This is a genomic window from Paenibacillus taichungensis (assembly GCF_003287275.1).
GTDB lineage: Bacteria > Bacillota > Bacilli > Paenibacillales > Paenibacillaceae > Paenibacillus > Paenibacillus taichungensis_A.
In genome coordinates, this window is the sequence record NZ_QEVW01000005.1 from 809,426 (window position 1) to 834,461 (window position 25,036).

At 46.2% G+C, this 25,036-nt stretch carries 19 protein-coding genes, 1 tRNA gene and 1 riboswitch; of the genes, 2 read left to right on the forward strand and 18 right to left on the reverse strand.

What is annotated here, in order from left to right; all coding sequences use genetic code 11:
- Positions 1–23 precede the first annotated feature (23 nt).
- The 8 genes from DC345_RS08785 to pelA all read right to left on the reverse strand — a co-directional run bounded on the left by DC345_RS08785 (position 24) and on the right by pelA (position 13,764).
- Entirely contained in the window at positions 24–1,787 is a 1,764-nt protein-coding gene (locus tag DC345_RS08785; RefSeq protein WP_113052754.1) for a right-handed parallel beta-helix repeat-containing protein, read from the reverse strand.
- 113 nt (positions 1,788–1,900) lie between these two features.
- On the reverse strand, positions 1,901–3,544 hold the full coding sequence (locus DC345_RS08790) for an extracellular solute-binding protein (protein WP_113052755.1): 1,644 nt from the start codon (positions 3,542–3,544) through the stop codon (positions 1,901–1,903).
- Positions 3,545–3,641: 97 nt separating this feature from the next.
- Positions 3,642–4,541 (reverse strand): carbohydrate ABC transporter permease, encoded by a 900-nt coding sequence (locus DC345_RS08795; RefSeq protein WP_076289382.1) that lies wholly within the window; start codon positions 4,539–4,541, stop codon positions 3,642–3,644.
- Between the two features lie 15 nt (positions 4,542–4,556).
- Complete coding sequence (locus DC345_RS08800) at positions 4,557–5,438, reverse strand: ABC transporter permease (protein ID WP_258530590.1); 882 nt, start codon at positions 5,436–5,438, stop codon at positions 4,557–4,559.
- A gap of 324 nt (positions 5,439–5,762) precedes the next feature.
- Entirely contained in the window at positions 5,763–7,973 is a 2,211-nt protein-coding gene (locus tag DC345_RS08805) for a helix-turn-helix domain-containing protein (protein WP_113052756.1), read from the reverse strand.
- A gap of 369 nt (positions 7,974–8,342) precedes the next feature.
- Positions 8,343–12,272 (reverse strand): X2-like carbohydrate binding domain-containing protein, encoded by a 3,930-nt coding sequence (locus DC345_RS08815; RefSeq protein ID WP_113052758.1) that lies wholly within the window; start codon positions 12,270–12,272, stop codon positions 8,343–8,345.
- Between the two features lie 332 nt (positions 12,273–12,604).
- Positions 12,605–12,688: transfer RNA gene (locus DC345_RS08820), tRNA-Leu, on the reverse strand.
- Positions 12,689–12,804: 116 nt separating this feature from the next.
- Entirely contained in the window at positions 12,805–13,764 is a 960-nt protein-coding gene (gene pelA, locus DC345_RS08825) for a pectate lyase (protein ID WP_113052759.1), read from the reverse strand.
- Positions 13,765–14,177: 413 nt separating this feature from the next.
- Positions 14,178–14,309, forward strand: a riboswitch (cyclic di-AMP (ydaO/yuaA leader).
- Between the two features lie 5 nt (positions 14,310–14,314).
- On the opposite strand from pelA, the gene DC345_RS08830 reads away from it, so the two are divergent.
- A complete protein-coding gene (locus DC345_RS08830; RefSeq protein ID WP_090895654.1) occupies positions 14,315–14,779 on the forward strand; it encodes a C40 family peptidase in 465 nt (154 codons plus the stop codon).
- A 79-nt stretch (positions 14,780–14,858) separates the two neighbouring features.
- Here DC345_RS08830 and DC345_RS08835 read toward each other — a convergent pair whose 3' ends face one another.
- The 4 genes from DC345_RS08835 to DC345_RS08850 form a co-directional block, all read right to left on the reverse strand.
- Positions 14,859–15,188, reverse strand: a complete 330-nt coding sequence (locus DC345_RS08835; protein WP_113052760.1) for a carboxymuconolactone decarboxylase family protein — start codon at positions 15,186–15,188, stop codon at positions 14,859–14,861.
- 116 nt (positions 15,189–15,304) lie between these two features.
- On the reverse strand, positions 15,305–15,523 hold the full coding sequence (locus DC345_RS08840) for a hypothetical protein (RefSeq protein ID WP_076289379.1): 219 nt from the start codon (positions 15,521–15,523) through the stop codon (positions 15,305–15,307).
- 123 nt (positions 15,524–15,646) lie between these two features.
- Positions 15,647–15,976 carry a hypothetical protein gene (locus tag DC345_RS08845; RefSeq protein ID WP_024629266.1) on the reverse strand — a complete coding sequence of 110 codons (330 nt, stop codon included), beginning with the start codon at positions 15,974–15,976 and terminating at the stop codon, positions 15,647–15,649.
- 98 nt (positions 15,977–16,074) lie between these two features.
- Positions 16,075–16,656 (reverse strand): xanthine phosphoribosyltransferase, encoded by a 582-nt coding sequence (locus DC345_RS08850; RefSeq protein ID WP_113052761.1) that lies wholly within the window; start codon positions 16,654–16,656, stop codon positions 16,075–16,077.
- A 204-nt stretch (positions 16,657–16,860) separates the two neighbouring features.
- Here DC345_RS08850 and DC345_RS08855 point away from each other — a divergent pair, with 204 nt between their 5' ends.
- Positions 16,861–17,919, forward strand: coding sequence for a YkvI family membrane protein (locus DC345_RS08855; protein WP_113052762.1), 1,059 nt, complete (start codon positions 16,861–16,863; stop codon positions 17,917–17,919).
- Positions 17,920–18,006: 87 nt separating this feature from the next.
- Here DC345_RS08855 and DC345_RS08860 read toward each other — a convergent pair whose 3' ends face one another.
- The 6 genes from DC345_RS08860 to DC345_RS08885 all read right to left on the reverse strand — a co-directional run bounded on the left by DC345_RS08860 (position 18,007) and on the right by DC345_RS08885 (position 24,842).
- Entirely contained in the window at positions 18,007–19,137 is a 1,131-nt protein-coding gene (locus tag DC345_RS08860) for a glycosyltransferase family 4 protein (protein WP_113052763.1), read from the reverse strand.
- Between the two features lie 379 nt (positions 19,138–19,516).
- A complete protein-coding gene (locus DC345_RS08865) occupies positions 19,517–20,071 on the reverse strand; it encodes a GNAT family N-acetyltransferase (RefSeq protein ID WP_113052764.1) in 555 nt (184 codons plus the stop codon).
- A gap of 101 nt (positions 20,072–20,172) precedes the next feature.
- Positions 20,173–21,228, reverse strand: a complete 1,056-nt coding sequence (locus DC345_RS08870) for a hypothetical protein (RefSeq protein ID WP_113052765.1) — start codon at positions 21,226–21,228, stop codon at positions 20,173–20,175.
- A 99-nt stretch (positions 21,229–21,327) separates the two neighbouring features.
- The gene (locus DC345_RS08875) at positions 21,328–22,131 is read right to left on the reverse strand and encodes a Cof-type HAD-IIB family hydrolase (RefSeq protein ID WP_113052873.1); all 804 of its coding nucleotides are present in this window, start codon (positions 22,129–22,131) and stop codon (positions 21,328–21,330) included.
- Between the two features lie 270 nt (positions 22,132–22,401).
- Positions 22,402–23,148, reverse strand: coding sequence for a pseudouridine synthase (locus DC345_RS08880; protein ID WP_113052766.1), 747 nt, complete (start codon positions 23,146–23,148; stop codon positions 22,402–22,404).
- Positions 23,145–24,842 carry an RsmB/NOP family class I SAM-dependent RNA methyltransferase gene (locus DC345_RS08885; RefSeq protein ID WP_113052767.1) on the reverse strand — a complete coding sequence of 566 codons (1,698 nt, stop codon included), beginning with the start codon at positions 24,840–24,842 and terminating at the stop codon, positions 23,145–23,147. Before DC345_RS08885 ends, DC345_RS08880 begins: the two co-directional genes overlap by 4 nt.
- Positions 24,843–25,036 lie beyond the last annotated feature (194 nt).

Consider the following 25,036-nt stretch of genomic DNA (forward strand, 5'->3'; position numbering starts at 1 on the left):
TCTCCCTTATGATTATTTAATTACTAGTCAGTTCCTTCTGGAACATTAGTGAACGTATTATCTACAATGTCAACCTCGCTGCAGGCGGTCACATAGACTGCTTCTTCAACGCAGGATAACTTTCCTGTCTCGCTGGGGGAACATATTTTATTCGACTTGAAAACCAACCCACGAGTGGACTTGGCACTTAAAATCGGGACATCACCACAAGTTTCGAAACGATTATTCAGGATGACGACCTGTCGGTGTACAGGAGTGCTCTCATCAACCACCACATTCTCTGGGGATATGAATATCACGGGATGCTCACTGCCGCCACATTCAATAAAGTGGTTATCGAAGATCATCACATCCTCTACCCTTCCGGACTCGTACCAGGACTCAGCATCCACCGCAATTAAAATAGCATTCATGGACATGCGTTCAAACGTATTCTCGGTAATCAGCACTTTCCGACGAGTCGTTACGAGTATTCCTCGTGTTGGCACTCGGGCAAAATGATTATTTGTAATTTCCACTTCTGGTGTCCAGGTTACATTCTCAATGACATCATGGCTGCCAATACCGTCCGGTACCGGATGAGCAAGAGTCAGCAAGAGCTCACGAGTACTTAAACGTTCTACCGCAACCACATTGTTGGAGGCGTAGGTCGTCAACGAACCGGAACTGACAAATTCGATCTCATCACCAGGATAAAATGCCGGAAGCCCATACGTCTGGGGATGCATGAATCGAACCTTCACACGATCCACCGCCGGCTGATCTACAATTCGTAAATAGGTACCGTGGACATTGACAGGATCATCATGCGAGCCGGAAAAATAGCTGTCCCTTACGGCAACCTTGCCTCTGCAGCTGGAAATGTGCAAGAAATCCGCAAAACCGGCAACCGTGCGTTCCGTTTCAGTGCGGGGAGCCAGGTTCATTCGTGAGAAGGTCAGATTTGTGCTGAACTGGCCGACGACACCTAGTCCGTGCAGGAAATGCATACTCACGTCTCTCCACGTTATATCTGAACATTCGGTCATAAAAACTCCAACTTGATCACGAATGCCGTCGCGATTTTGTAGTACATGACCCGGGACCACAGCAGGTTGAAAATCAAAATGCAAACGGATGGTCATAGGCTCAAGCTCTTCCACAGATTGGGCCAATTCCAGCCAATTGTCGATTCGCCAGGTTGTATTCCGTAATGGATCATAGGTTTGCATGGGACCTTCCGCAAAACTCCAGCCTTCACCGAGCCAGGTTAGCTTGTTGTCCCGAATCTGATAACGGGAATCGGGGTGAACCCGGGCATCGAAATAATGCTTTCCGCTTGAGATAATCGTCATCTCGGTCACCGTAGGCTGGTGATAGTCTGTACGCAGGTTGCGAATCTCTACATTTATGCAATTGTCCAGCAAAAACAGGGTCTGTTTGCCGTGGAAAATAAACAGGGAGCCGTTGCCCTCCAGTGTTACATCTGTCATTCCTTTAAACAGAATGGCAATGGTCTTGGTTACGTCTGGGTTTTCTTCTTCACTCGTCGTATTGGAGATATAATAGGGAGCCCGAATCGCCTCCTCCGGGTAGAAATGATACCTGCCTCTCGCACAGTCCAGCACGACCGGACCAGGAATTTCGGCCGCCGCCTGAATGGCACGAACCATGGCTGGCTGGGTGTCCAACTCAGAGTCAGGCACAGCGCCATAATCAGTCAGTCTTATCGTCGTGGAATTCGTGATATGTTCTTGTTCAGTCACAGGAATGTTGATCCCACCCTTCTTGGTATGTAACACATCCATTGCTTATCTTCTATCATCACATATACTCCATCATCATACTTCTCTTCTGCCTATATACAAGGAAAATCAGGTGCCGGTACATCATAGGCACCTGATTCCGATATCCCTGTTAATTACTTGCTTGTGTCATATGCTTTTTGCAAAATTTCCAGATAACGATCAAGCTTCAGGTTCTGTAAACCTTTCACATAAGCATCCCAGTCCTTATTCAAGTCCTTGTTGCCTGTGATGAATTGCAATTCATTTTGCTCAATGTAGTTTCTGATGTTGGTTTGCAGCAAGCTGGCTTCATCAATTTCGTTTGGATCAATCCAGACGGACCAGATTGGGAACAGCTCTTTAGGTTCATGCCCTTCGTACAACAGCGATGCATCATATAATCTGCGCTCATAACCATTGGATGCATAAATATCTGTGCCCTGTACGAAGGTATCACGATATTCTTTTGGCATATAGAAGTGAGCCATGCCGCTCCAGCCCGCATTACGTGGTGCCTCACCTTCAGCCATAGGAATTTGTTTCACCACAGGTTTAACGTCTTTACCCAGTGCCACATCACCTTCCACCGGGTCAGTCCAGTCAATCCCTTTCATTCCGCTCGCACCGTTCGTTTGGCCTTCTGGTGTGAACATGTAGTCAACCATTTTGATCAGGGCAATCTGTGCTTCTTCACTTGCCTTGTTTGTGATTACAAACTTCGCTCCTGGAGATACACCGCCCGCATCATGCGTCGCATAGGACACACCCTGTGGTCCAGAAATCGGTGGCAGCGGGTTATAGTGCGCCGAACGAGTATTGCCTTCGTCAATGTTTACGAAGATTGCGGGATGCATGGCTGCACCAGCACCCAAAATTTCAGCATCAGCATTTTCACCGATTTTCTTGAACGCTTCTGCGTTTTGTGTGAATGCGCCAGGGTCAATCAGACCTGCATCAAAGAGGGACTTGATGTAAGTCAATCCTTCTTTCCATTCAGGTGTAATTGCCGCAGATTGAACTTTCCCATTTTCCATTTGCAGGTAGTTCCGGTCATCGTCATAGACAAATGCATTCATCAGGAACGGAATAATTCGTACGCCGAACTCCTCTATGGAACCACTCAGCGGTACCTCATCTGCTTTGCCGTTTCCGTTCGGGTCCTGCGTTTTAAATGCTTGCAGCACGTTTTTGAATTCTTCGGTAGTCTTTGGCATTTCCAGATTCAGCTTTTTCAGCCACTCTGTATTAATCCACATCTTGCTCGGATAGGAACAGTGGAAACATTCCGTATACGCAACAAGTCCATAGATATTACCATCAGGCGCTGTATTAAGCGTTTTCAAATTAGGGTTCTTCTCCATGGCCGCTTTGATGTTGGGAGCGTATTGATCAATGAGATCGTTCAAAGGAACGAGCACACCCTGCTTGCCATACTTCAGCAGATCTGCCTGAGAGAATTGGTCTATATAGTGGGTCAGCAGATAGGCATCGGGATAGTCGCCGCTTGCAAGAGAGATTTGGCGCTTTTCCTTGGCCCCATCTGATGGATTGATCTCCCAATTGAATTTGATATTGAATTTGTCTTCCACAAATGCAGTGAATTTATTGGTCGGAATATCAATGCTAGAATCCTGAACCGCGAACACGCTGATATTCACCTTGCCGCCCTCTTCCGAGCTCCCTGGTTGTGCAGTAGATGAGCTGCCATTGGAACACCCGCTCATGACAACTGTAAATGCCACTACCAGCATCAATAACGTTACCATACTTTTCTTCAAATCTGATCACTCCCTTTTTGTAGTTTACCAGTTGAGACGATGGTACCTTGCGTATGAACTGTCTATATCTTCTTTCTCCATACACCGAATCTAAGGATCAACCTTTAACAGAACCGACCAGCATCCCCTGTACAAAATGACGCTGTACAAATGGATAGATGACAAGTACAGGCAAAGTGGCGACCACAATTAACGAATATTTTAACAGTTCGGTAAGCTGCTGTCTTTCCACCATTTTCGCCACATCCATGGCACCAGAACCGTTGTTTTGAATGATGATACTTCGCAAGATGAGTTGCAGCGGGAACAGGTCTGCCGATTTGAGATAGATCAGGGCATCAAAGTACGCATTCCACTGTCCCACAGCATACATGAGAACCAGGACGGCGATAATCGGCTTCGATAATGGGAGTACAACACTCCAGATGAACCGCATATCACTACAGCCGTCAATTTCACTTGCTTCCAGAAGCTCCCCGGGAATAGAAGATTGAAAGAACGAGCGAGCAATGATAACCTGCCATACCCAGATTGCATTCGGGATCAGTAACGCCCAGCGGGTATCAATCAGATGAAGCTGCTTCACCACCATATAAGTCGGAATCAGCCCTCCACTGAAAATCATGGTGAAGGTGATGATCATCATCAGGGTGTTTCTGCCGAAAAAGGTTTTGCGTGACAACGGATAGGCGATCATGATGGTTAATGCTACACTAATCAGCGTTCCGGCGGCAGTATAGAAAATGGAGTTACCGTAGCCGATGAGAATCTCAGGTGTATTAAACAATGCCTTGTAACCGTTGAAGGAAATATCTACGGGCCATAGCCATACCCGGCCGGAAGTTACTGCTGCCGGGCTGCTAATTGAGCTGCTGACGATAAATATCAGTGGGTAAATGACCACCAGCGCCACGAGACTGAGCAAAATGTAGATTGTAATCAGAAACGTTTTGTCCACGGCGGACTCTTTAATCTTGGTTTGAACATTTGCAGCCATAGGTGAACTCCTTTCCTACCAAATGCTATTCTTAGTAACTCTCTTCGCCAAACCATTCACCGTAACCAGTAAAACCAGATTGATTAGTGAGTTGAACAGCCCTACGGCAGTTGCAAAGCTATAGTTGGCATTCAACAGGCCGACTCGGTAGACATAAGTTGCAATGATTTCAGAATTAGCCAGATTAAGCGGATTTTGTAGCAGGTAGACTTTCTCAAAACCTATTGCCATGACATTTCCGACATTCAGGATCAAAATAATGACAATGGTTGGCACCAGCCCTGGCAGATCCACGTGACGGATTTTTTGAAAACGTGAGGCCCCATCGACTTTAGCCGCTTCGTACAATGTGGGATCGATTCCGGCAAGTGCTGCCAAATAAATAACCGCACTGTAGCCCGCAGTCTGCCAAATGTCGGACCAGACGTAGATTGAGCGGAACATGCCTGGCTCACCCAGAAAATTCACGGAATCCAACCCAAAAAAGTTCATGGCGATGTTCACAAATCCAAGCCGTGGTGCCAGGAACAGCATAATCATGGACACCATCACGACTGTTGAGATGAAATAGGGTGCAAAGGATACGAGTTGGACGAATTTCTTGAACTTGGCTCCGCGCACCTCGTTAATCATGAGTGCGAGCACAATCGGAATTGGAAATCCGGCCAACACTAAATAACCGCTAAGTAAAATGGTGTTCTTCACCAGGGTCCAGAATAATGGGTTCTCAAAGAACAGACGAAAGTTTTGAAAACCAACCCAATCACTTCCCCATATTCCCTTGATGACGTTATAGTCCTTAAAAGCAAGAACCGCATTGATCATCGGATAATACTTGAAGATGAGAAAAAATAGCAAGGGCGGAATCACCAGTAGATGTAACTGCCAGTGCTTCATCATTCTTTTGCGGGCATTGGTCAGAAAACCAGGTGCCTTCGGCTGTGTTGATGTCTTGTGATTTAATACGATTTCCTTCTCCAGAACAATCCCCCCTTACCAGCTGTCTGTTATGCGTAAATTATGATAGCGCTTTCTTGTATCTGATCATATTCGATTTTAATGTCCCATAAACAGGTACACCTGCGCCGTTAAACGTACAGTTATCCTGTTTTTTGGGGCACAAATCCGCAGTACGACAGACATTTTTCCATTATGGGGGCGGATAAAAAAAGACCGCATTGTCCGGAACACGGACAACACAGCCTAAAGGTCTTCCTTTCATCAATCGTCAACCGATTGTCTATACACACTAGGTGAAACGCCATTCAATCGTTTGAAGGCCCTCCTGAAGGAGTGAGAACTATTATAACCTACCCGTGACGCAATCTCGTCCACCGTATAATTGCTCTCTTTTAACAAAATCACAGCCTGGTCCATTCGGACTTTGATCAGGTGATCGGAGAAATTAACACCCGTAAACTCTTTGAATAATTGAGAAATATATTTCTCGGGCCGCTCCACATGCTCTGCCACCCTATACAGAGTCAGCTCTGTATCTGAATACATTTTCGCTGTATATTCCTTAATCTGTTTGATGATTTGAATATGAGCATCCTTCTTCTTGTTTGCAATAACGGAGCACAGCTCTTCCATGATTTCATAAAACTCAGCTTTTATCGTTTCAAGCGGCTCCGAGGAACCAATATCAATGACCCGCCGTTTCACATTCTCGATGGAGGCATATTCCGTAAACGCCTTTTGATCCAGCAACTTGAGAAAAGTACCCTTCATTTCTCCAACAAGTTGATGCTTCATTTCCATGGACAACTCCCGCTGCTCCATGTTCTGCACAATGATCGCATCGACAATCCGTTTGGCCTCTTCAAGTTCTCCTGCACGAATCGTGCCAATCAGTCGCTGCTCCGAATCCAGCGGGTAATAATACGTTGTATTTTCAGTTTGGGCTTCGTTGTTCCACATCATGCCTTTTTTGTTCATGTAGACTGCATACTCCAGTGCCTGATTGGCCTGATCAAAGGAAAGACTGACCTCTGTCAACGATGTAAAGAGATTTCCGAATCCTGACTGGATGGTGATCCTGTATTCATTGAAGACATACTGTGCCACATTCTCCATGATATGCGTGATATCTTCCTTTTCACGATCCCTTTCGGAGTCAGTTTCCTTGGAAAAGAACAGGATGACCACTTTATCCGAGCCCATGTCCGTCATCAGGACATCTACGCCCAGTTCAGCCAAGGCCTGCTTCAACAGAAGTCGGGAGGCATTCAGTTCATTCAGGATCTCAACGCTGTCCATACTGGCATAACCCTTAATCTGGACAATTCCCGCATATCCCGTGCCTTGATACAAATTAATATCTGCCTGTTCGGCCGCGGAAAGAATCTCATCCCGCGATTTGAATTCGCCGGAGATCAGCCGCTTCAGGAAGGCATCCCTGACCAGTGGGAGCTGGCGATTTAATTCGGATTCAAGCAGCTTGTTCTTGGTCAGCATATCAGCGATATTTCCACTCAAAAAGTCAAATTCATTTTTGGGAGCCGGCTCATCCTTCCCAAACTGCTCTTTCATTACACTTAACAGTCGATTGATTGGAACGCTGTTGCGATAAGCCAGCACAAGTCCAACAATCAGTCCGATGAGCAGTGTGCTGCCTGTGATCAGCATCGTCATCCCCTTGATCCTGTTTGCATTCTCCATCAGGACATGACGGGGAATGCCCGCTTGGTATACCCATCCGTTCTTATCAGATCTTGTAGTGATCACAAGATCATCTCCATAGAACTGGCTGACTCTGCTTGGATCAAAATGAGAGTCTGAGGCCATTTTCACCATCTCGGGCTCGGAGCTCCCTTGCAGCGCAATGGTATTTCCCTCCGCATCGCTGATATGAACCCAGCCACCGTATCGATCATTCAGGCTGGACAACAGACTAAGGATCATTTTCTCGTCAATGATCACAACGGCGACAGCTGGTGAAGAATCTTTGAAGCTGTCCAGAGGTAATGACTGCATATATGTGATTACCGAAGTCTGCTTCCCCCTACTGACATAGGAACTGAGCGGTTTAATCTCACTCCGGTGAGTCTTCCCCAACACATCCTTCATCCATTCCTCCAACGAAAGATCGTTATAACGAAAATCAGTGTAATAGTGATTCGGTCTGTAAGAAGAGCCCGGGGTCAAAATTAGATTGTAATTCGCAAGATAAATATAATAATTTTGCAGAAAATCATTGGTCTGTCCAAAGGTCAACACATTCTCCATCGTTCTCCATATCCCATATACGTTGGTTTCGTTGTCCCTTTCATTCATAAGAACGTTCAATTCCTGATTGACCGCAAGCTGTCGGGTGAAACCCTCAACTTCCGCCATGCGGCCCTCCAATATTTCCTGGCTTTTCTGAAGTTGGGTAACACTATTCTCAATGGAAATGGACTGTGTTACGGAGATGGACGTCAGATAAGACATATAACCGCCAATGCTGGGTATCACCAAAATGATCACGTAGGAAATTAAAAATTTACGAAAAACATTGGAATATTTAATGGGTAACCCTCCTCCCCCTCCTTGAGGTATTGGTAGCGTTATCAAAGATAATAATATTTTCCGGGTTAGTCAATTGTTTTATCTCATTCTTCCATCGTATTTCATTCGGGAATGAATAAAAGGCAACGATAAAAAGACGATTATCATTGCTTTTTTTAACATTTCCGAAACTCTTTGGTTTGAGATGATCTGCGACTCCAATAGTGTATTTTTTATAGTAAGCCTCCTTTTCCATAACTCCCTAACATTCAGAAAAAAGGGGCCGAGATGGCCCCCCAATCCTAGTTCACATCATTTCTTCTTCGGTTCTTCCCCCTCTGTCCGGTGTTTTACAATCTGATCAGCGGATGCTGCTTCAACATCACCAAAGGCCCAATGCGTGGAAGGAACATCCTTCCACTGCGGTTGCGAAACGTTCGTGAGCGGTGCTCTGCCCAAAACTCTGTTGATTGCTACAACGGCTTCCGCTCTTGTCAGTAAGGCATTCGGTCGAAAAGTTCCATCACTATAACCTTTCAAAACGCCTGCGCTTTGCGCTTTCAAAATGGCTTCCTTGGCCCAGTGGCCACCGATATCCGAGAATCCATCGCCTGAATTCTCGGAAGCCGGACCGAGAAGGGACACAAGAGCGGCCATCTCCGCACGAGTCAATGGCTGATTTGGCTTAAACGTGCCATCCTTGTAGCCATTCATAAGCCCCATCTTGCTTACCTTAGTAATGGCGTCGGCTCCCCAATATTCAGTTTTAACATCACTGAATGCAACAGCAGATCCAGTGGCTTCTTTCTCAGATACCATTGCGAGTATGGTTGCCATCTCTGCACGGGTGAGTTTGTTATCTGGCTTGAACAACCCGCCCGGATAGCCTTGGATATACTTCTTATAAGGAATATCCTGAGCATCATCCGTTCCTGTTGTCCCGTCAGTTGTTCCGGATTCAGGAGTTGGCGCTGGCACAGAAGTGTCTGAAGGCTGCGCGACTGGAGTCGATGGTCCGCCTGGATTGGATGGACCACCTGGATTCGACGGATTGGACGGATTCGTCGGTTCACCGTTTCCGTTTCCAGTAGGGACAGTAAATTTCAGTTGATCGGCCAGCATAAGATCACCAGATTTTTTCACAACTTTGAGTGTATGTTGACCTTCCACCAGTCCTGAGATGCTGTATATCTCCTGCATCATTTGGCGACTCGGACTGTATGCGTTCACGGTTTGTTTCAGCTGTCCATCGACATAGATATCCACTTCCCCTTGCTCCGGTCCCATAGGTGTAATCAAGCTTATTCCGGTACCCTTGAAGGTGTATTCGAAGAAATCTCCATCCGACGTCGTTGAATGTACGTCATTGAGATAATCACCACCGAAGGAAAAACTGAGATTTAACGTTCCCACAGGCTGGGCAGCAAGATACGTTTTGCTCAGTGTAACGCGGTCGCCATTAATCGTATAATCAGTACCTCGTGTCAGTTCATTGGAACCGTTGGTAATGCCCTTAAAGCTTCCCGCCTGGATCAGCAGCGTGACATCAATGTCAGCCTGAGCAGAAGCTAATTTGTCAAAGCTCGCATTCACCGGATTAATCATATTTGGGAGCTCAACCTTGAGCATATCAAGCAGCATAAATCTACCTGATTTCTTGACGGCCTTCAGCGTGTGCTGCCCATCAGGCAGGCCCGATATGCTGTATAGATTCTGCTGTGCCAATCTTCCGTTGCGATACGCACTGACCGTTTCCTTGAATTGGCCATCCACATAGATATCCATATCTCCCTGTGACTGGTCCACCTCCGTGAACAGCTGGATCCCTGTTCCTCTGAAGGTATATTCAAAGGAATCACCATTCGTCTCGGTATACTGTACATCATCCTTATAGTCGCCCATACCTCGCCCCGTGCTGCGGGACCATGAGCCATTATATTTAATTGCCGGATCGTCGTTATTGATCAGGACATAACGAATGCCCGTTGTATCGCTAACTCGAACAGTAAGAGTTTGCGGATCACCAGCACTGAAATTGACAATGAAGTCCGTTGTTCCTACATGCAGTTGGGTGAGATATTCTTTCTTGATGTTCAGTTGGTCATCGACCACCGTGTAGTCGTCTTCACTGAGCATTACTTCGTCATTTTCAATGCCAGTTAATGTATTACCGTTCAATGTGAGCGTGACAGTAATGTCCTTCTGTTGTTCTGTTGCCTTGTCAAAGTCAGCAGAAGGGGGACTAATGGTGCTGTTCTGCCCTCCGGTGGGAATTTCCCTTGTTACTCTAAGTGCATCCAGCAGCATATACTGTCCCGATTGTTTGACGACTTTCAGGGTATGCGAACCGTTAGTCAATCCAGCAGCACTATAGAGCACCTGTTGGACTTCTCGTTCACCATCGGTATCAGCGCTAACCGTCTCAGGCGTTCCATCGTCGAGTGTGACTATCATGTCTCCCAGACCCTTGTCCTTCTCCGTCAGCAAATCAATACCTGTGCCCGTGAAGGTATATTCAAAATAATCGCCGTCATCCTCAGTAAAATGTACATCATCTTTGTAATCTCCGAAACCTCTGCCGCTATTTTGGCTCCATGAACCGTTGTACTGAATATGGCTATCATCATCATTAATGTAAACCACTTCGGTAACAGCAGCCGCATCCATGGAAGCAGCATTTGCTACATTTTCTGTATTCGCGGTTGGGTCAACTCCAGCTTCCAAGTCAGCTCCTTGCTGCGTATTCATCTTCGCTGGACCAGTGGTCGAGGAATCCGTAATGGCGATGCTCAGATCCTGTCTGCCATCGATTTGCTCCTTGCCCCCGTTCCGCTTCCAATCCCCACTATAGCGCATGCCCGTATCATCATCATTAACAGCTGATGTGCCGCTCAGTGCGGTTACCTTAAGCATCCGGGAAGCATGGGGTTCCAGTACGCCGCCACTGAATTCATGATTAAAATTCCCCAGTTCGGAATGGCTCCAGAGATCACGGACCGAAGCCGGACCCTCGAGGCCAATATCACTCCATTTCACTTTGACCTCGGCACTCCGATTGCCCAGATTGAACAGAGCTACGTTGTACGTACCATCTCCGTTATTGGCATACCAAACCTGCTGTTTGGTGTCCATGGAAACGGGATGCGCTGGACGTCCGGCCTGATTGACCGCAATGACTTCATCATTCGTCAGCAGCTCCAGTCCATAGCTGTCCAGTCTGGTCAGATCATTACCTGTATAAAGCGGTGCTGAAGAGATTGCCCAGAACGTGGTAGCGGTCTTCCGCTCGTCCCTGGTCAGACCATCCATCGAGCCATTCCCGACATTCAGGGAATCAAAATCGTTCCAGCCTCCTGGACCTGCATCACGCCACCAGAGGGCCGCTATGGGAAATAAGCGGGAAATACTTGACCATTCGGTCAATCCCTTACTGCTGTCGTAGGCTTCAACATCCCAGTCGATCCTCCAGCCGTTTGCATACTTTTTCCAGAAGTCCACGTAATTGTGGTCAAGCGCCCAGGAAAGCTCAAACCAGATGTTATTCCTGTCTAGCGCTTTGGACCACGCCTCCACATCTCCGCGTGCATCCCGGCTCAAGTTATTGATCCCTGATCCTGGCGTCACACTGTCGAACTTGACAAAGTTGATACCCCACTCGCCCAGAAGATCCGCGATGGAGTCAATGTACTTCTGTGAGCAAGGGTTTGAAAAATCAATTTTGTACGTATACGAATCCCAAGCATCCATAACAACAAGCGGTTTTACTGCAATATCTTGCATACGACATGCCCCGCCCGTCCCATACACCTCAAGATTTTTATCATAGGCTGTGATGGATAATCCCGGAATGAGATAGATCCCGATCTTCTGTCCGTTATTATGGACATAATCGATGACCTCCTGAAATCCATTTGGATAAAGAACAGTACTCGGAATTGGACGGCCGTATTCATCTTCGTCACCGTTCCAGCCAGCATCAATATTAATGTATTCATATCCATGGGCTTGCAGCTTCTCGCGCATGGCGTCCGATTGCTTCTTAATACTCTCGGCCGATGTCCAGTTACCCGCCCCGTCATATACCTGCATGCTGTAACTGCTCCAACCCATATACGGCTTTTGGGCCAGACTCTTATCTGCTGCTTGTGCCACATTACCTGTTGTTCCGGTTATCCCGAACTGCACCGCCGCAATCATGAATACCATGAAACACATTGCCATCCTTTTTCCGATTCGTTTCAAATTATCCCTACCCCCTCTGAATTTGGTCATTCAAATCCCTGTTGATAGCGCTTCCATACGAGAAGAGAATAGTGGATGATGCATTCCCAAGATAGGTACAATTCGGTATTTTACGTACAATTAACCTGAATTATAGGGGCAAACCGTCGCAGAACAAACATATTTCCATTAATGGATAAATATACAAATGAAAACTTCATCTTTGCTCAAGTCGAGGGAATGGGTAGAAAAAAATCAGAATGAGCAAATATCAAAATCTGCAAACAAATAAAAAAAGGTTCCTAAAGAGGCAACAATGCCATTCTAGGAACCTTTCTTGGTGTTACACATGATGCGGTCGAGAGGACTCGAACCTCCACGGGGGTTAGCCCACACGGACCTGAACCGTGCGCGTCTGCCAATTCCGCCACGACCGCGTATCTCTTATCTCCGAGAAATTACATCGCGGCGACAAGAGATAATATATCATGTGCAGGTAATTAGTGTCAACAAATAAATAAATCCTCTTCTAACGTGTAAAGCTTTTTATAAATTAGATCTTAGAAGGCCAGTTGCCGTACCAGGCATACCCGCCCCTTCTTTCCTTATCAATATCGCTGAGCTTGTATTTCACAACCCCATCACGTCCTACAAAGATCGGTTTATCCGTTCCAATTTCGTAAAAACGTGCCCAAATTGGCGCTGCACCTGAATCAGCTACGAGTTTGCTATCTCCGTTTTCTCTGACATACTTGTATCCTGTAATTTTAACGTTGTTGAACCAGGATTCTGCTGCTTGAATTGAAGCCTTAATTTTCGAGTTCGACGGTCTTGTTTTCAAAAACTTTACAATCGTACTGCTCTCTCCAGCACTTAGAGAAGGCACTTCATAAATCCTTGCTCCTGCAGGTTTTAGGGAGCTGGAATCATGCTGCTGTCCCCATGCAGTCAGTTTACCATTTGCTACAACCTGAGTATTGAGAATAGCATCCACACCTTTGGCAACTGATTTTTTACTGCGATCCGCAAGAGAGCTGTCGATGAATGAGAAATCACCTTTACGTGCACCTACTTCATCCAGCATGTACATGACATTAATCATGGCATCGTCGTTGAAGGTAATGTGTTTGTGATAGCCTGAGCTCTGGTATACTTGCGGCCATCCTCCATTGGAGTACTGCATATTTAACAAAAAGTTGATTCCTCTGATGGCAGCAGCCGAATATCGCGGATCATTCGTCTTTTTAAATTCTTTGGCTAGTCTTCTAATTTCTGAGTATGTAGCTTTGTTATCAATCGTAGATTTGGCCCACTCACCACTTGTTTCTTTGTAATCCTTCTTCCATCCCCCGTCAGGACGTTGATTCTTCAAAATATCTGAGATACTTGCTGTTGTTCCAGAGGCGTCTGCAGCAGATACCTTAACAGCAGGCTGAAATACCATTCCGATAACAGAGAAAACCATTGTACATGCCATAACCAAAGATGCAAACCTTGCTTGTTCCTTCACCATCGTTTAGAACACTCCCCAATTCATTTTCTGCAAACTGTTTTCCTTGCGCCTACTTCCTCCTTATATTTGTTTTAAAACTCAAACTATTTCTTTAAATCCAATAAATGTAACTCATAATTAGAAGTCTATGCAAAAAGTTGTATTTTGTCAATATTTGCAACAATATGTAACAAATTCATTGGCTTAACCTACTAATTCTAGTCTAATCGTATGTGAGAAAGCCAATAAATTGTCCAATTTCTTTCCCTCTGAAACAGTAGTTACTTTTTTGTCATCTATTAAAACACTTCATTCGAGTTATTTCTACATAAAAAGCGATAATTCCGTTAACATTGAGATGATAAGAAGTGTTCAAGAACGGTTTGACATTTTCGCATTTATGCAATATAGTTTCAAAAGGTTACAAAAACTTAATTATTCATTTGCCGAGTTTCATGTTTGAAAACGGGGGAACCATTTTGGGTGAATTATTCTTATACATAGGAAATATAGGGAACCTTCTACCGAACCCTTAGCTAACTCCGTAGGCATCGAAGGGAGAACAAAAATTTTGAAAAAGCTTATCATCTCCATTTTTGGAGCAGCAGTTCTATTTACATCCGGTGCAGCAAGCACAGAGGCAAGCAGTATTAACACCGTCGTTAACAACATGACAGGCATACCTTACAAATGGGGCGGCACAACATTGGCCGGATTTGATTGCTCTGGATTTATGAGATATATTTTCAACAAATATAGCATTGAATTACCACGCACTTCCCAGCAACAAGCTAAGGCCGGCACTCCGGTATCCAAAGCTAATCTGCGTACGGGTGACCTGGTATTCTTTAATACGATGGGCAATGGCATTTCACATACAGGTGTATATATCGGGGGCGGACAATTCGCTCATGCTTCAAGCAGCAAGGGTGTCAGCATCACTCAATTATCCAATCCTTACTTCAATGATCGTTACGTAACAGCACGCCGGGTAACGGGACAGTTTATGTATAACAAGATGCTGGGCAAAATATAAGTTAAACACGAAAAGGCTTCGGTTATAACCGGAGCCTTTTCTTCGTCTATCTTTGTCTACAGTGATATTGAAATTGATTTTAATGTAAAGCCTTCTGTACTCTCAATGCACCCTGAGACAACGCATGGCCTCCGCCAACTGCTCCAGCCACAGCAACCGTCTCCATAATCTCCTGATCGGTCGCTCCTTTGGCACGTGCTTCTTCCACGTGGTAAAACGTACATACCTCATTGTTTGCAAACAAACCAATGCCCAGCGCAATCAGCTGTTTGGTCTTGGCATCAATCTCACCTGCCTGAAAACATTCTCCAGTGAATTCATGATAAGACTTCACCACAGCTGGAAGCACGTCGCTTAATTCACCAATCTGATCTTTATAGGCATGAACCTTATCATTCATCAATGTCATGGTACCGCACATCCTCTCGGCTGATATGTTACAAGCTCTCACTGTACCTATCTTTTCTCCCGAGAGGTGCAATTATGCCAATACACCCATGGTAAATGAACCTAAAAACGCCTGTCCTATTCTTCGAGCGGGCTCTTGCGTGGTTCGCTGAACAGCTGATACTGATAATTCCGATCAAGCTTAACCACACGACGATTCTGACGGCGAATGAGCACCTGCTCCCCGTCCCAGGCCACTACAATGCCTGTCACATCATTGGACTGAATCTCGTCCCGTACTACCCTTACTTTTTCACCCGATAAACGCAGTGCATCCAATTCTGCATCACTGATCATATTCATGGCGCCTACTTTCCCAAAAAAATTATTTACAAAAAGAGACCTAAATGAAAAGTCATTTAGGTCTCACGTGACTGTATTGGACTGTCATGTCATTCGAAAATATGTCCCGACTGAAAGTTACCGCTGCGCGTGCTCTTTGCTGTCGTTCTTCTCAAACCAAAAATCAAGCACTTTGGCGGACATCACACGTTCTTCAAGGTACTCCACTTGATGCGGTGTAAATTGTTCTTTCCAAGAGAAGGACAACTCTTCGCACAAGCCTACAATCGTCAGCAATTCTGACCAGGCTACGTAGCGTTTGTACCAGAAAAATTGAGGATGTTCAATCATATAGGGATAAAGGTCATCGAATTCCGTATGTTTACAATCCAGGGCACGCTCAAAATGTACTTTCGATTCAGCCAGCTTATCAATAAAAAATTGTTCTGTTGCCGGTTGGTTACCCATGGTGTTGCCTCCTCTCCCTAACATAACCCCATTATAAATGAAATCAGCGGTCATGCAAAGGCATTGTTATAAAAATAGGCACTTTTTCCTTTAAAAAGTCACAATTCGTTATCGTCAAATTGCACGGTGCCATCGTTCAGTGAACGAATGCGCACCAACGCTTCAACCGGGATACCCTGCTCACGAATGGTGCGCGCTCCGGCCTGAAAACATTTTTCGACCACGACACCGAATCCGACCAGTTCTGCACCCGAACGTTCGATAATTTTGATGACACCGCGAGCGGCATCTCCATTCGCAATGATATCATCAATAAACAAAATACGGTCATTCTCATGAATATATTCACGGGACACCATAATATCCGTTACGATCCCTTTGGTAAAAGAAGGCACTCTTTCACAGTAGGCATCGGGGTCAGCCAAAAGTGTTTTTTTGCGACGGGCAAATACCAGCGGAACACCCAGTTCATGTGCGGCAGCAAAAGCGACCGGAATTCCGGAAGACTCCACTGTAATGACCCGAGTTACACCACTTTCACGAAAACGGACGGCAAATTCACGTCCCATTTCCATCGTCAATGCAGGATCAATCTGATGATTCAGCAGACCATCCAGCTTCAGCACCTGATCCGACATGACTACGCCTTCTTGTAAAATTCGTTGTTTCAATACTTCCATAATTTGACCTCCCAAGCCTATCCTATGACGTAAAAGTATCATAGATCCGGCTATCAGTTCAAGCGAAATTGCCTTAACTCTTGTCCAGAGCATGTAAATGACCCCAGGTCACACTTCAATTGTCATGACTTTGATGGGTCAAGCATACCTTGTACCATGGCACCCGCATGTCCAAACTATTCAGGGGCCTGAGAGGGGAAACGCATGAAACAGGCATTTCGGGTGCTGCAGATCGCATTTACATACATTGGAACGGTAGTAGGAGCCGGCTTTGCAACAGGACAGGAGATATTGCAGTTTTTTACCCAGTATGGCAAATGGGCCACCATTACCATTGGCTTATCGACCATGCTCTTTGTCTGGTTAGGTACAAAAATGATGCTGATTGCCCATGATACCGGCTCACGCTCATACGAAGATCTCAACAAGCATCTATTCGGTCATAAAGCAGGAAACTGGATTACCTGGGTTACCCTTCTTATTCTCATCGGAGTAAACAGTGTCATGCTGGCTGGAGCAGGCTCGGTCTTTGTAGAGCATCTGGGGCTTCATTACCAGACCGGACTGATTGTTACCCTTATCGGTACTTATCTACTGCTTGGACGGGGCATTCAGGCTATTCTGCAAATGAACAGTATCGTAGTGCCCATGATGCTCCTGCTCTCTCTGCTTATGATCACCAGCACCATACATCATCCCGGCGCAAACCGATTTGTTACATTAACCACAGACAGCAATCCAATTCAGGTCTGGTTATCTCCTCTTTTGTATACTTCATTCAACCTGGCACTTGCCCAAGCTGTACTCGTTCCGGTGGGGAACCAGATTCGAAGCCGAAAGGTACTGAAATGGGGCGGCGTTCTGGGCGGGATTGGTGTAGGATTCATGCTTATGGCAGCTCACTTCGCCATGTCAGCCCAGATGCCTGGCATCACACAATTTGAAATTCCGATGGGCAGCATTGCCTTTCAACTTGGATGGGTAGTCCAGTCTATCTATGTATCCCTGATTTTTATGGAAATCTTCAGTACATTTGTAGCCGATATTTATGGAATGACCCTCCAACTCAGACAGCACGTCCACGTACATCCCAAACTAATCATACTGGCCATCATGCTGTTATGTTATTCGCTCAGCCAGTTTGGATTTAGTTCCCTGCTCTCTATCCTTTACCCCATTTTCGGCAGTTTGGCACTAATCTGGGGGGCAAAATTGGTAATGGATCGATGGGGAAGCTTTCGAGGTCGTAACAAACACCTATAACAACGTATTTTTAATGCGAAACATCATTTCCCTAAACATAAAAAAGCCGCTGTTCATACAGCGGCTTCTTTCTTTTCCTTCCAGAAGTTAGAACTGGCTCGGGAATTGCAAATACATTTTTTTCAGTTCATTGACCGATCTTCCCAAAGAGTAATGGGTTTTGGCCTTCTCACATGCTGAACGAGCGAGCTCATAACGGTACGCCGGGTCAACCATCACCTTCTCCAGTGCTTCTGCCAGTGCAGAAGGGTCTTCTGAAGGCACCAGCAAGCCGTTACTGCCGTTCTCGATCTGCTCTGGTATGCCGCCAACATCTGTACCTACAAGAGCAAGACAGCTAAGCGCTGCTTCCGCGAAAACAGACCCGAACGCCTCCGCCCGTGAAGGAAGTACAAAAATATCAAAAAATGGCATGAATTCCTCGGGGTGCAGCGTGTAACCATAAAAAATAGTCTCATTATAAATGCCCAGCCGCTGAGCTAATTCTTCCAAATCTGGACGGATGGGTCCGTCCCCGATAATATGAAGCACATAATCATGTCCCCGCGCTTTTAACTCGGCACAGGCTTTGAACAGAATATCCAGCCCTTTCGCCGGAACCAGACGGCATACGGTGACCAGCTGTGGTATCGCATTCTCATGGGGGATTGGCTTAAACCTTTTCTCATCAAAACCATTCGGAATCACACCGATAACATCGGGATGCTGTACATGAGGCGCCAGATAACGACGGAAAGAATCCGATACCGTTAATAATCGCTCTGCCTGGTGCTCTAGCTCACCATAGATGGCCAGCAGGAATTGATGGTCCGGTCCGTTCGGCTCAATGCGTCCATTCAGTATCAGCTCTCGCTCATAACTGGAGTGAATCGTTTGAATGAGAGGAACATCCGGGAAAACCTTCTTCATTGCAAGCCCCGCAATAGGGTGATGGGCATGAATCAGATCGTAAGGCTTCTGAATACGCAGCTTGGTCCACCACAAATAATCCCGGTAGGTTTGCATATATTTTTGCACGACAGGACTATCCTGATACGTAGTCCAATCGAACGTCTCAAACTGGATATCTTCCCTGCCTTTGTTGCGAATTCGCTTAGGCAAAGAGAACAGATCCATCTCCCACCTCGGGGTTGTAAACCTCTCTTGCATATACGGAATCATAGAGGATACACCTCCGGGCTGCTCCGGAGGAAAGAAAAGCGCCTGCAGCAATCTCACCGTTAGTTTCCCCCTTTCTAGCATAGATCTTTTCATTACATCTTCAATCATGATATATCAGAACATATGTTCAGTAAAGGTACAAAATGAGATTCCTTATCACTCGCTCATTTACTGCCGAATAATAGAATTCATTTCAATAACAATTGTACCATGTTGCATCTGACGATGACGACATTACGTATACTGTTAGGTACTGGGGAAAATAATTGCGTACGCCCTTACTACGGAGTCGTATATACAACATATTCAGAACATGCTTGGCTAAGAAGCGGATGTATGGTTTGAAAGTTAAACCTCTTTGCCCACATGCAAATAAAAGCCGGTGAGCAGTGGAAGCTCCCGGCTTTTTGAATGCAGCAGATATGTTGCATACGATTTATACAGATTGATGTGTGACCGCCTTCTCATACGTACTGAAGCCGTCTGTCTCTCCTACAAAAGTGTAGCCATTACGCACGTAGAATGCGTTCAATGTTGCGTTCTTGGCTCCACAATCCAATCGGACAATATGTTTGTCCTCAAACTGTATCCCGCTGCTGGACCATTGCAAAATCGCCCGTCCTAGTCCACTCTGGGCATACTTTCTGCGAATGGCTAATCGGTGCAGATAAAGCGCGCCATCCCCGGCATGCGCTTTGCTTCCCCACAAATGCACATCCCATGCACTTGGCTGGCTCATCAAAATGACCATGCCAGCTACGTCAGATCCCTTTTTAAATACAAATACGTCGCCACGCTGAATGGCCTCCGCCGTATTATGAGAATCCTCACCTTTTAACAACGCATTCCATTGAGAAGACCCCTGGCTCCGCAGCCATTCGGCTGTTTCCATAAGCAGAGACATCACATCCTCCGTGTCTTCTGGCTGAGCCCGCAATGCCTTAAATTCATCATTAATGTAGTCTGTTGTGATACTAAATGAGCGCTTCATGATTCTCCTCCACTTCCAGGTCTCTCTTAAACTAATGGTACTATACCGGGAAATGGCTTTTTCGTCAAAAAGAAAACAAAAAAGGCAAGAGGCTGTGCCTCTTACCCTTCAATCTTCGCTTCATCGATAATTTGATTTCGGTATAACATCGTGAGATGTAATGTATCAAATTCAAGCTCTTTGTCCAGCTCTCGCATCAGAACTTCAACCAGACTCTTTCGCTGAACGCTTGTACCGGGAACCTGATAATCTATATAACCTGACAAATCCGCTTGTGAGGTATCAATCGTTGCTGTTCCTACAGGTAACCCTCCGCGTTCTTGTAGAAACAGTTCGTATACCCGAAACTCCCGATCTTTCCGCACCATCATTACGTAACAGGCTTCTTCAGCAGCTTCAATCTCTTCGAGATCTTCTTCAGACTCTATCTCATCCTCATCCGCAAAATCCCGGTGTACCCATTCCGCCGATTCCAGCTCCTGACCTTGATGCCACATGCGGATCGTAATCGTATCGATGATTTCTTCATCCAGCTCTCGTACCAACAGCTCGGCAGCAGCATCTTGATAATTCTCAGCTGGTTCATCATACCAATGGATCTCACCCTGCACATCAGCACCATATTGTTTCAGAGAGGCTTCAGCCAGTTCCTGTCCATTGGCGTCATTAAATACATAGGTGGAAATGCTGCGTCCGGCGCTTACAAGCTCCATCTCGAGCAAATGTTCGGGGTCTTCATATGTAAATGATTCGGCTTGTGAGCCAGGAATGAAGTGTACTTCATTTACATCAGCTCGACCATTCTGTCCATTGTGATCATACATATCTTCAAACTGTGACGGCTGAATTACCACATCCGTTTGAGACTCTGACTTCTGTAACACAGAGTACAGTGTACCCCAGCTTACAAGCACTTCATATTCAGCAGCGCTTACCGCATCCGCAAGAGAACGAATATATTCGTGCACCTGCTCCACAATATATTGCTCTGTCTCGTCAGGTAACGAATTCTGCTCGATCTGAAGGCTACCGGATACCCGATCCCCTTCCCTGAACACAAGCAGCAGCGAACCCACATATTGACCGTCTACCATAATATCCTGTACTTCACCACCTGAAGTACGAAGATCAGGAATCAGCTCTACTTTCAGTTCCATGTACCTGTCCCCCTCAGTTCCTAACGTTATTCTGTTAGGTTACCCCTGAGAGCGGCATTTTATAAGATACAGCGTCTATTCAGATTTAAGAGTGTACGATTAGACAGACAACACATATTTTTGGATAGCGTGGGCCACACCTTGATCGTTGTTCGAAAGTGTAACCTCATCCGCAGCAGCTTTAACTTCCTCCGGGGAATTGTCCATCGCCACACCTTTGCCTGCAAAGGTTAACATTGTGATGTCATTATAGTAGTTACCTACCGCCATGATCTCGGAAGGCAGGATTCCTTTTGCTTCAGCCAGTCTTTTTAGAGCTGCACCTTTGGAGGCTTCGGGATGCATCAGATCAATGAAAAAATCACCGCTGCGCGTCATATAATATGGAAGATTCCAAGTCGACCACTCCTGTTGCACCGCATTCATTTGCTCGATGGGTCCAAACGCAGTGAATTTCGCAAGCGGCTCTGTCATATCAGCCCATTGAGGCAGCTTTAATGGCTCTGCCATGAAGTTTTGATACATATCGCGTACCTGCAACTCCAACCCTTCTGGCTGATCCACATAGAGTCCAAACGCCGTGTTGATATCAAAATGCACACCCTGCGTGCGGCAGTAGGTAATGAAAGGTTCCAGTCCTTGGCCATCCATAGCAAAATGGTGCACCACTTCACGAGTCTGAACATGAGCAGTTACCGCCCCATTATGTGTAATGACGTATCCGTCAAGTCCCATCTGCTCCATAAACGGAATCGTGTTCGCAGGACCTCTGCCTGAACACAGGACAATCTCAGCTCCCTGACGGGAAGCACGAATTAAGGTCTCTTGCGTCATTTCGGTAAGTTCATGATGATCATTAAGCAGTGTTCCATCAACATCCAGTGCGATTAATTTAATTGTCATTGTCTTCATTCCTTATCTGTAAAAGAGTCGCACCCACCCAAACCCTCCCTTCCGAGGGAGGGCCCCAGAGGGCTCTGCCCTCTGGACTCCCGTCTCGTTTACCGGCGGCAGGTTAGGATCTTGCTATGTGACGGTCGATGTGGGAGCGCTTGGTTGCCGGGTCTGCCGCTTGACAGCGCCGGTCCCGCCCAAGCTCAAGCGGAACCATTACGGGCAGGGCTTCACCTTCTGCCCAGACTTCCTGTTTCGCTTCGCGAAGGACGGGAACTGTTACTTCCGCAGACGATCTAACTCGTTAGCGGTTAATTCGCGATAACTGCCAATTTCCAGATTGGCATCCAGCTCCAGGTCACCCATGGCAACACGTTTCAAATAAACCACGCGTTTGCCTACGGCCTGGAACATTCTTTTCACCTGATGGAACTTGCCCTCATGAATGATCAGTGAGATGGAGGAAAACACGCCCTCTTCCGTTTCCTCACGATCCAGCACAGTCAGTTCCGCAGGCAAAGTCTCATATCCATCATCCAGCTGAATGCCGGCTTTGAATTTTTCGATGTCTTCTTCATCAACGTTCCCCAGTACACGGGCTTCATACGTCTTGGGCACATGTTTACGCGGGGATAATAGATCATGGGCAAGTGGGCCATCATTGGTAAGAATGAGCAGGCCCTCAGTATCTTTGTCGAGTCGTCCTACTGGGAATGGATCAAAGACACGCTCCTCTTTACGCAGCAGATCAATCACCGTTTTATCTCGATTATCTTCAGTTGCCGACACCACGCCAGGTGGTTTGTGCAGCATCAGATAGATCATTTCCCGATACACAATCCGCTCTCCGTCAGCTTCAATTACGTTTATGTCTGGATTAACCTGCACGCCGCTGTCTTTCACCGGTTTCCCGTCCACACGGATTCTGCCCTGCTTCACCATCTTTTTGAGTTCACTTCGTGACCCCACGCCCATATGGCTCAATATTTTATCCAGACGCAGCGTTTGTTTGCCTTTTCCACTCATACCGATGTCCACCTCCAGCCTGCCGGATATTCATTTTTCAGTACACCATCCAGCCATTTCCCCCAGCCAGCCGCAAAACCGTCCACACACACCAACACATAACCTTTGGCCGCCGTATCTGCTTGACGTTCAACTCGTGCTTCTTCGATGTTCAACGTTTCTCCTTTGAGATACCTTACTGCTTCACCCTCTGCTGAAGAAAGGTTAACGGATCTCTGGGCTTCAGCTGCATTCAAAGCACATGCAAGCGGATGAGAGGGCACAAATCGCCCATTCTTCACGGTACCCATAAACCAGCCTGGACGAATGACTTTCAGTCCCTCCAGCCGTGCTGCGCCAACCGATGATTGATACACACGATCTCCGTAACATACCGTTTCTCCGGTTAACTCCATCTCTAATTGTTCTTTCATAAACAAAGTGTAGATCCCAACCGGATCCATACTTGCCGGATCAGCTCCGCGTCCCTGACCCCGTTCCGATTTACGTCCACCGTGATCTTTACCTTTTTTGCTCGGTCTACCCGGATTCTTGCTGCCACCAGCCTGTCTGTCATGGGACTCTCTGGATTCGATTCGCAACAGACGTTCCTTTTTACGATCAGCCTTGGTCATAGCAATTGAAGAAGCAGCAATAGAGTGATCCTTGTTCCCCTCTACTTCAATCCTGGACACATCCCCGACCTGTCCATACTCCATTGCTCCTTCTTTAACTACTCCTAGTTGATCTGTTTCCAATCCTTGCCCTGCACGATGCTGTAATACAGCGACATAATGCCCCTCTCCTTCTAGAAGGTGTGGCCACAATCTTGCGGTACCACGTGTTTGATCCAGCACATCTTTAGTCTCATCGGCCTTCTCAGGCATCATCTGACGCACCCATTCCGGACGCCCTGGAGCAAATCCTGTCTCTTCAGAAATGTCCCTGACAACGAAATCACGGTTTACATTCAGAAACTCCGCAATCATCGCTTCATTTTCCTCCGGCGCAAAGGTACAGGTTGAATATACAATTGTACCTCCCGGAGCCAGCAATCGTGCCGCAGTCTCAAGGATATCGCGCTGCATGAGTACACATTTTTCCACCGAATGATGTTCCCACGATTTCACCATGTCCTCATCTTTGCGGAACATACCTTCACCTGAACAAGGCGCATCAATTAATACTTTGTCAAAATAATGAGGAAATGCGTTCGCGATCCGCTCGGGTGACTCATTCAAAACAACAGCGTTCCTCACCCCGTACAATTCCACGTTCTTGGCCAGCGCTTTTGTGCGTTCAGCATGGATATCGTTGGTGACAAGCACCCCCTTACCTTGCAACTTTGCAGCAATCTGTGTCGTTTTCCCTCCCGGAGCAGCACACAGATCAAGCACACGATCTCCAGGCTCCACCTGTAATAATTCAACTGGAGCCATTGCACTTGGTTCCTGTATATAATACAGGCCTGCATGATAATAAGAGTGCAGCCCCGGTTTAACACCATGAGGTACATAGAACCCTGTCTCACACCAAGGAATAGGTCTTAGATCAAACGGAGCAATCCCATCGAATTGTTCCATCGATATTTTCAGCGTATTCACTCTCAATCCCGCATGGGGAGACTGTTCATACGATTTCATAAATTGTTCGAACTCATCACCCAGCAAACTTTCCATTCGCTCAGCAAATATCAAAGGTAACTTTACACCCATATTCCCACTCATCCTGTCTTGGTAAGATTGCAATATCGTTTTATTTTATCATATCCAAGCTTTGCTTTCCTATCATATCGTATCTATTCCACTACAGCGTGTAATGTAGTATAATGGCAAGTAGATTGATTGATGTGCAAAAATTCGGGTGTTTATGCATATTATCCCATCCCGTATTTTTGCCAAAACTATAT

Coding starts and splice junctions, on each gene's coding strand:
- DC345_RS08785 (WP_113052754.1), bottom strand. CDS start 1,787: ATGGATGTGTTACATACCAAGAAGGGTGGGATCAACATTCCTGTGACT.
- DC345_RS08795 (WP_076289382.1), bottom strand. CDS start 4,541: ATGGCTGCAAATGTTCAAACCAAGATTAAAGAGTCCGCCGTGGACAAA.
- DC345_RS08800 (WP_258530590.1), bottom strand. CDS start 5,438: ATGAAGCACTGGCAGTTACATCTACTGGTGATTCCGCCCTTGCTATTT.
- DC345_RS08805 (WP_113052756.1), bottom strand. CDS start 7,973: ATGTCTTATCTGACGTCCATCTCCGTAACACAGTCCATTTCCATTGAG.
- pelA (WP_113052759.1), bottom strand. CDS start 13,764: ATGGTGAAGGAACAAGCAAGGTTTGCATCTTTGGTTATGGCATGTACA.
- DC345_RS08835 (WP_113052760.1), bottom strand. CDS start 15,188: ATGACATTGATGAATGATAAGGTTCATGCCTATAAAGATCAGATTGGT.
- DC345_RS08840 (WP_076289379.1), bottom strand. CDS start 15,523: ATGATCAGTGATGCAGAATTGGATGCACTGCGTTTATCGGGTGAAAAA.
- DC345_RS08845 (WP_024629266.1), bottom strand. CDS start 15,976: ATGGGTAACCAACCGGCAACAGAACAATTTTTTATTGATAAGCTGGCT.
- DC345_RS08850 (WP_113052761.1), bottom strand. CDS start 16,656: ATGGAAGTATTGAAACAACGAATTTTACAAGAAGGCGTAGTCATGTCG.
- DC345_RS08855 (WP_113052762.1), top strand. CDS start 16,861: ATGAAACAGGCATTTCGGGTGCTGCAGATCGCATTTACATACATTGGA.
- DC345_RS08865 (WP_113052764.1), bottom strand. CDS start 20,071: ATGAAGCGCTCATTTAGTATCACAACAGACTACATTAATGATGAATTT.
- DC345_RS08870 (WP_113052765.1), bottom strand. CDS start 21,228: ATGGAACTGAAAGTAGAGCTGATTCCTGATCTTCGTACTTCAGGTGGT.
- DC345_RS08875 (WP_113052873.1), bottom strand. CDS start 22,131: ATGACAATTAAATTAATCGCACTGGATGTTGATGGAACACTGCTTAAT.
- DC345_RS08880 (WP_113052766.1), bottom strand. CDS start 23,148: ATGAGTGGAAAAGGCAAACAAACGCTGCGTCTGGATAAAATATTGAGC.
- DC345_RS08885 (WP_113052767.1), bottom strand. CDS start 24,842: ATGGGTGTAAAGTTACCTTTGATATTTGCTGAGCGAATGGAAAGTTTG.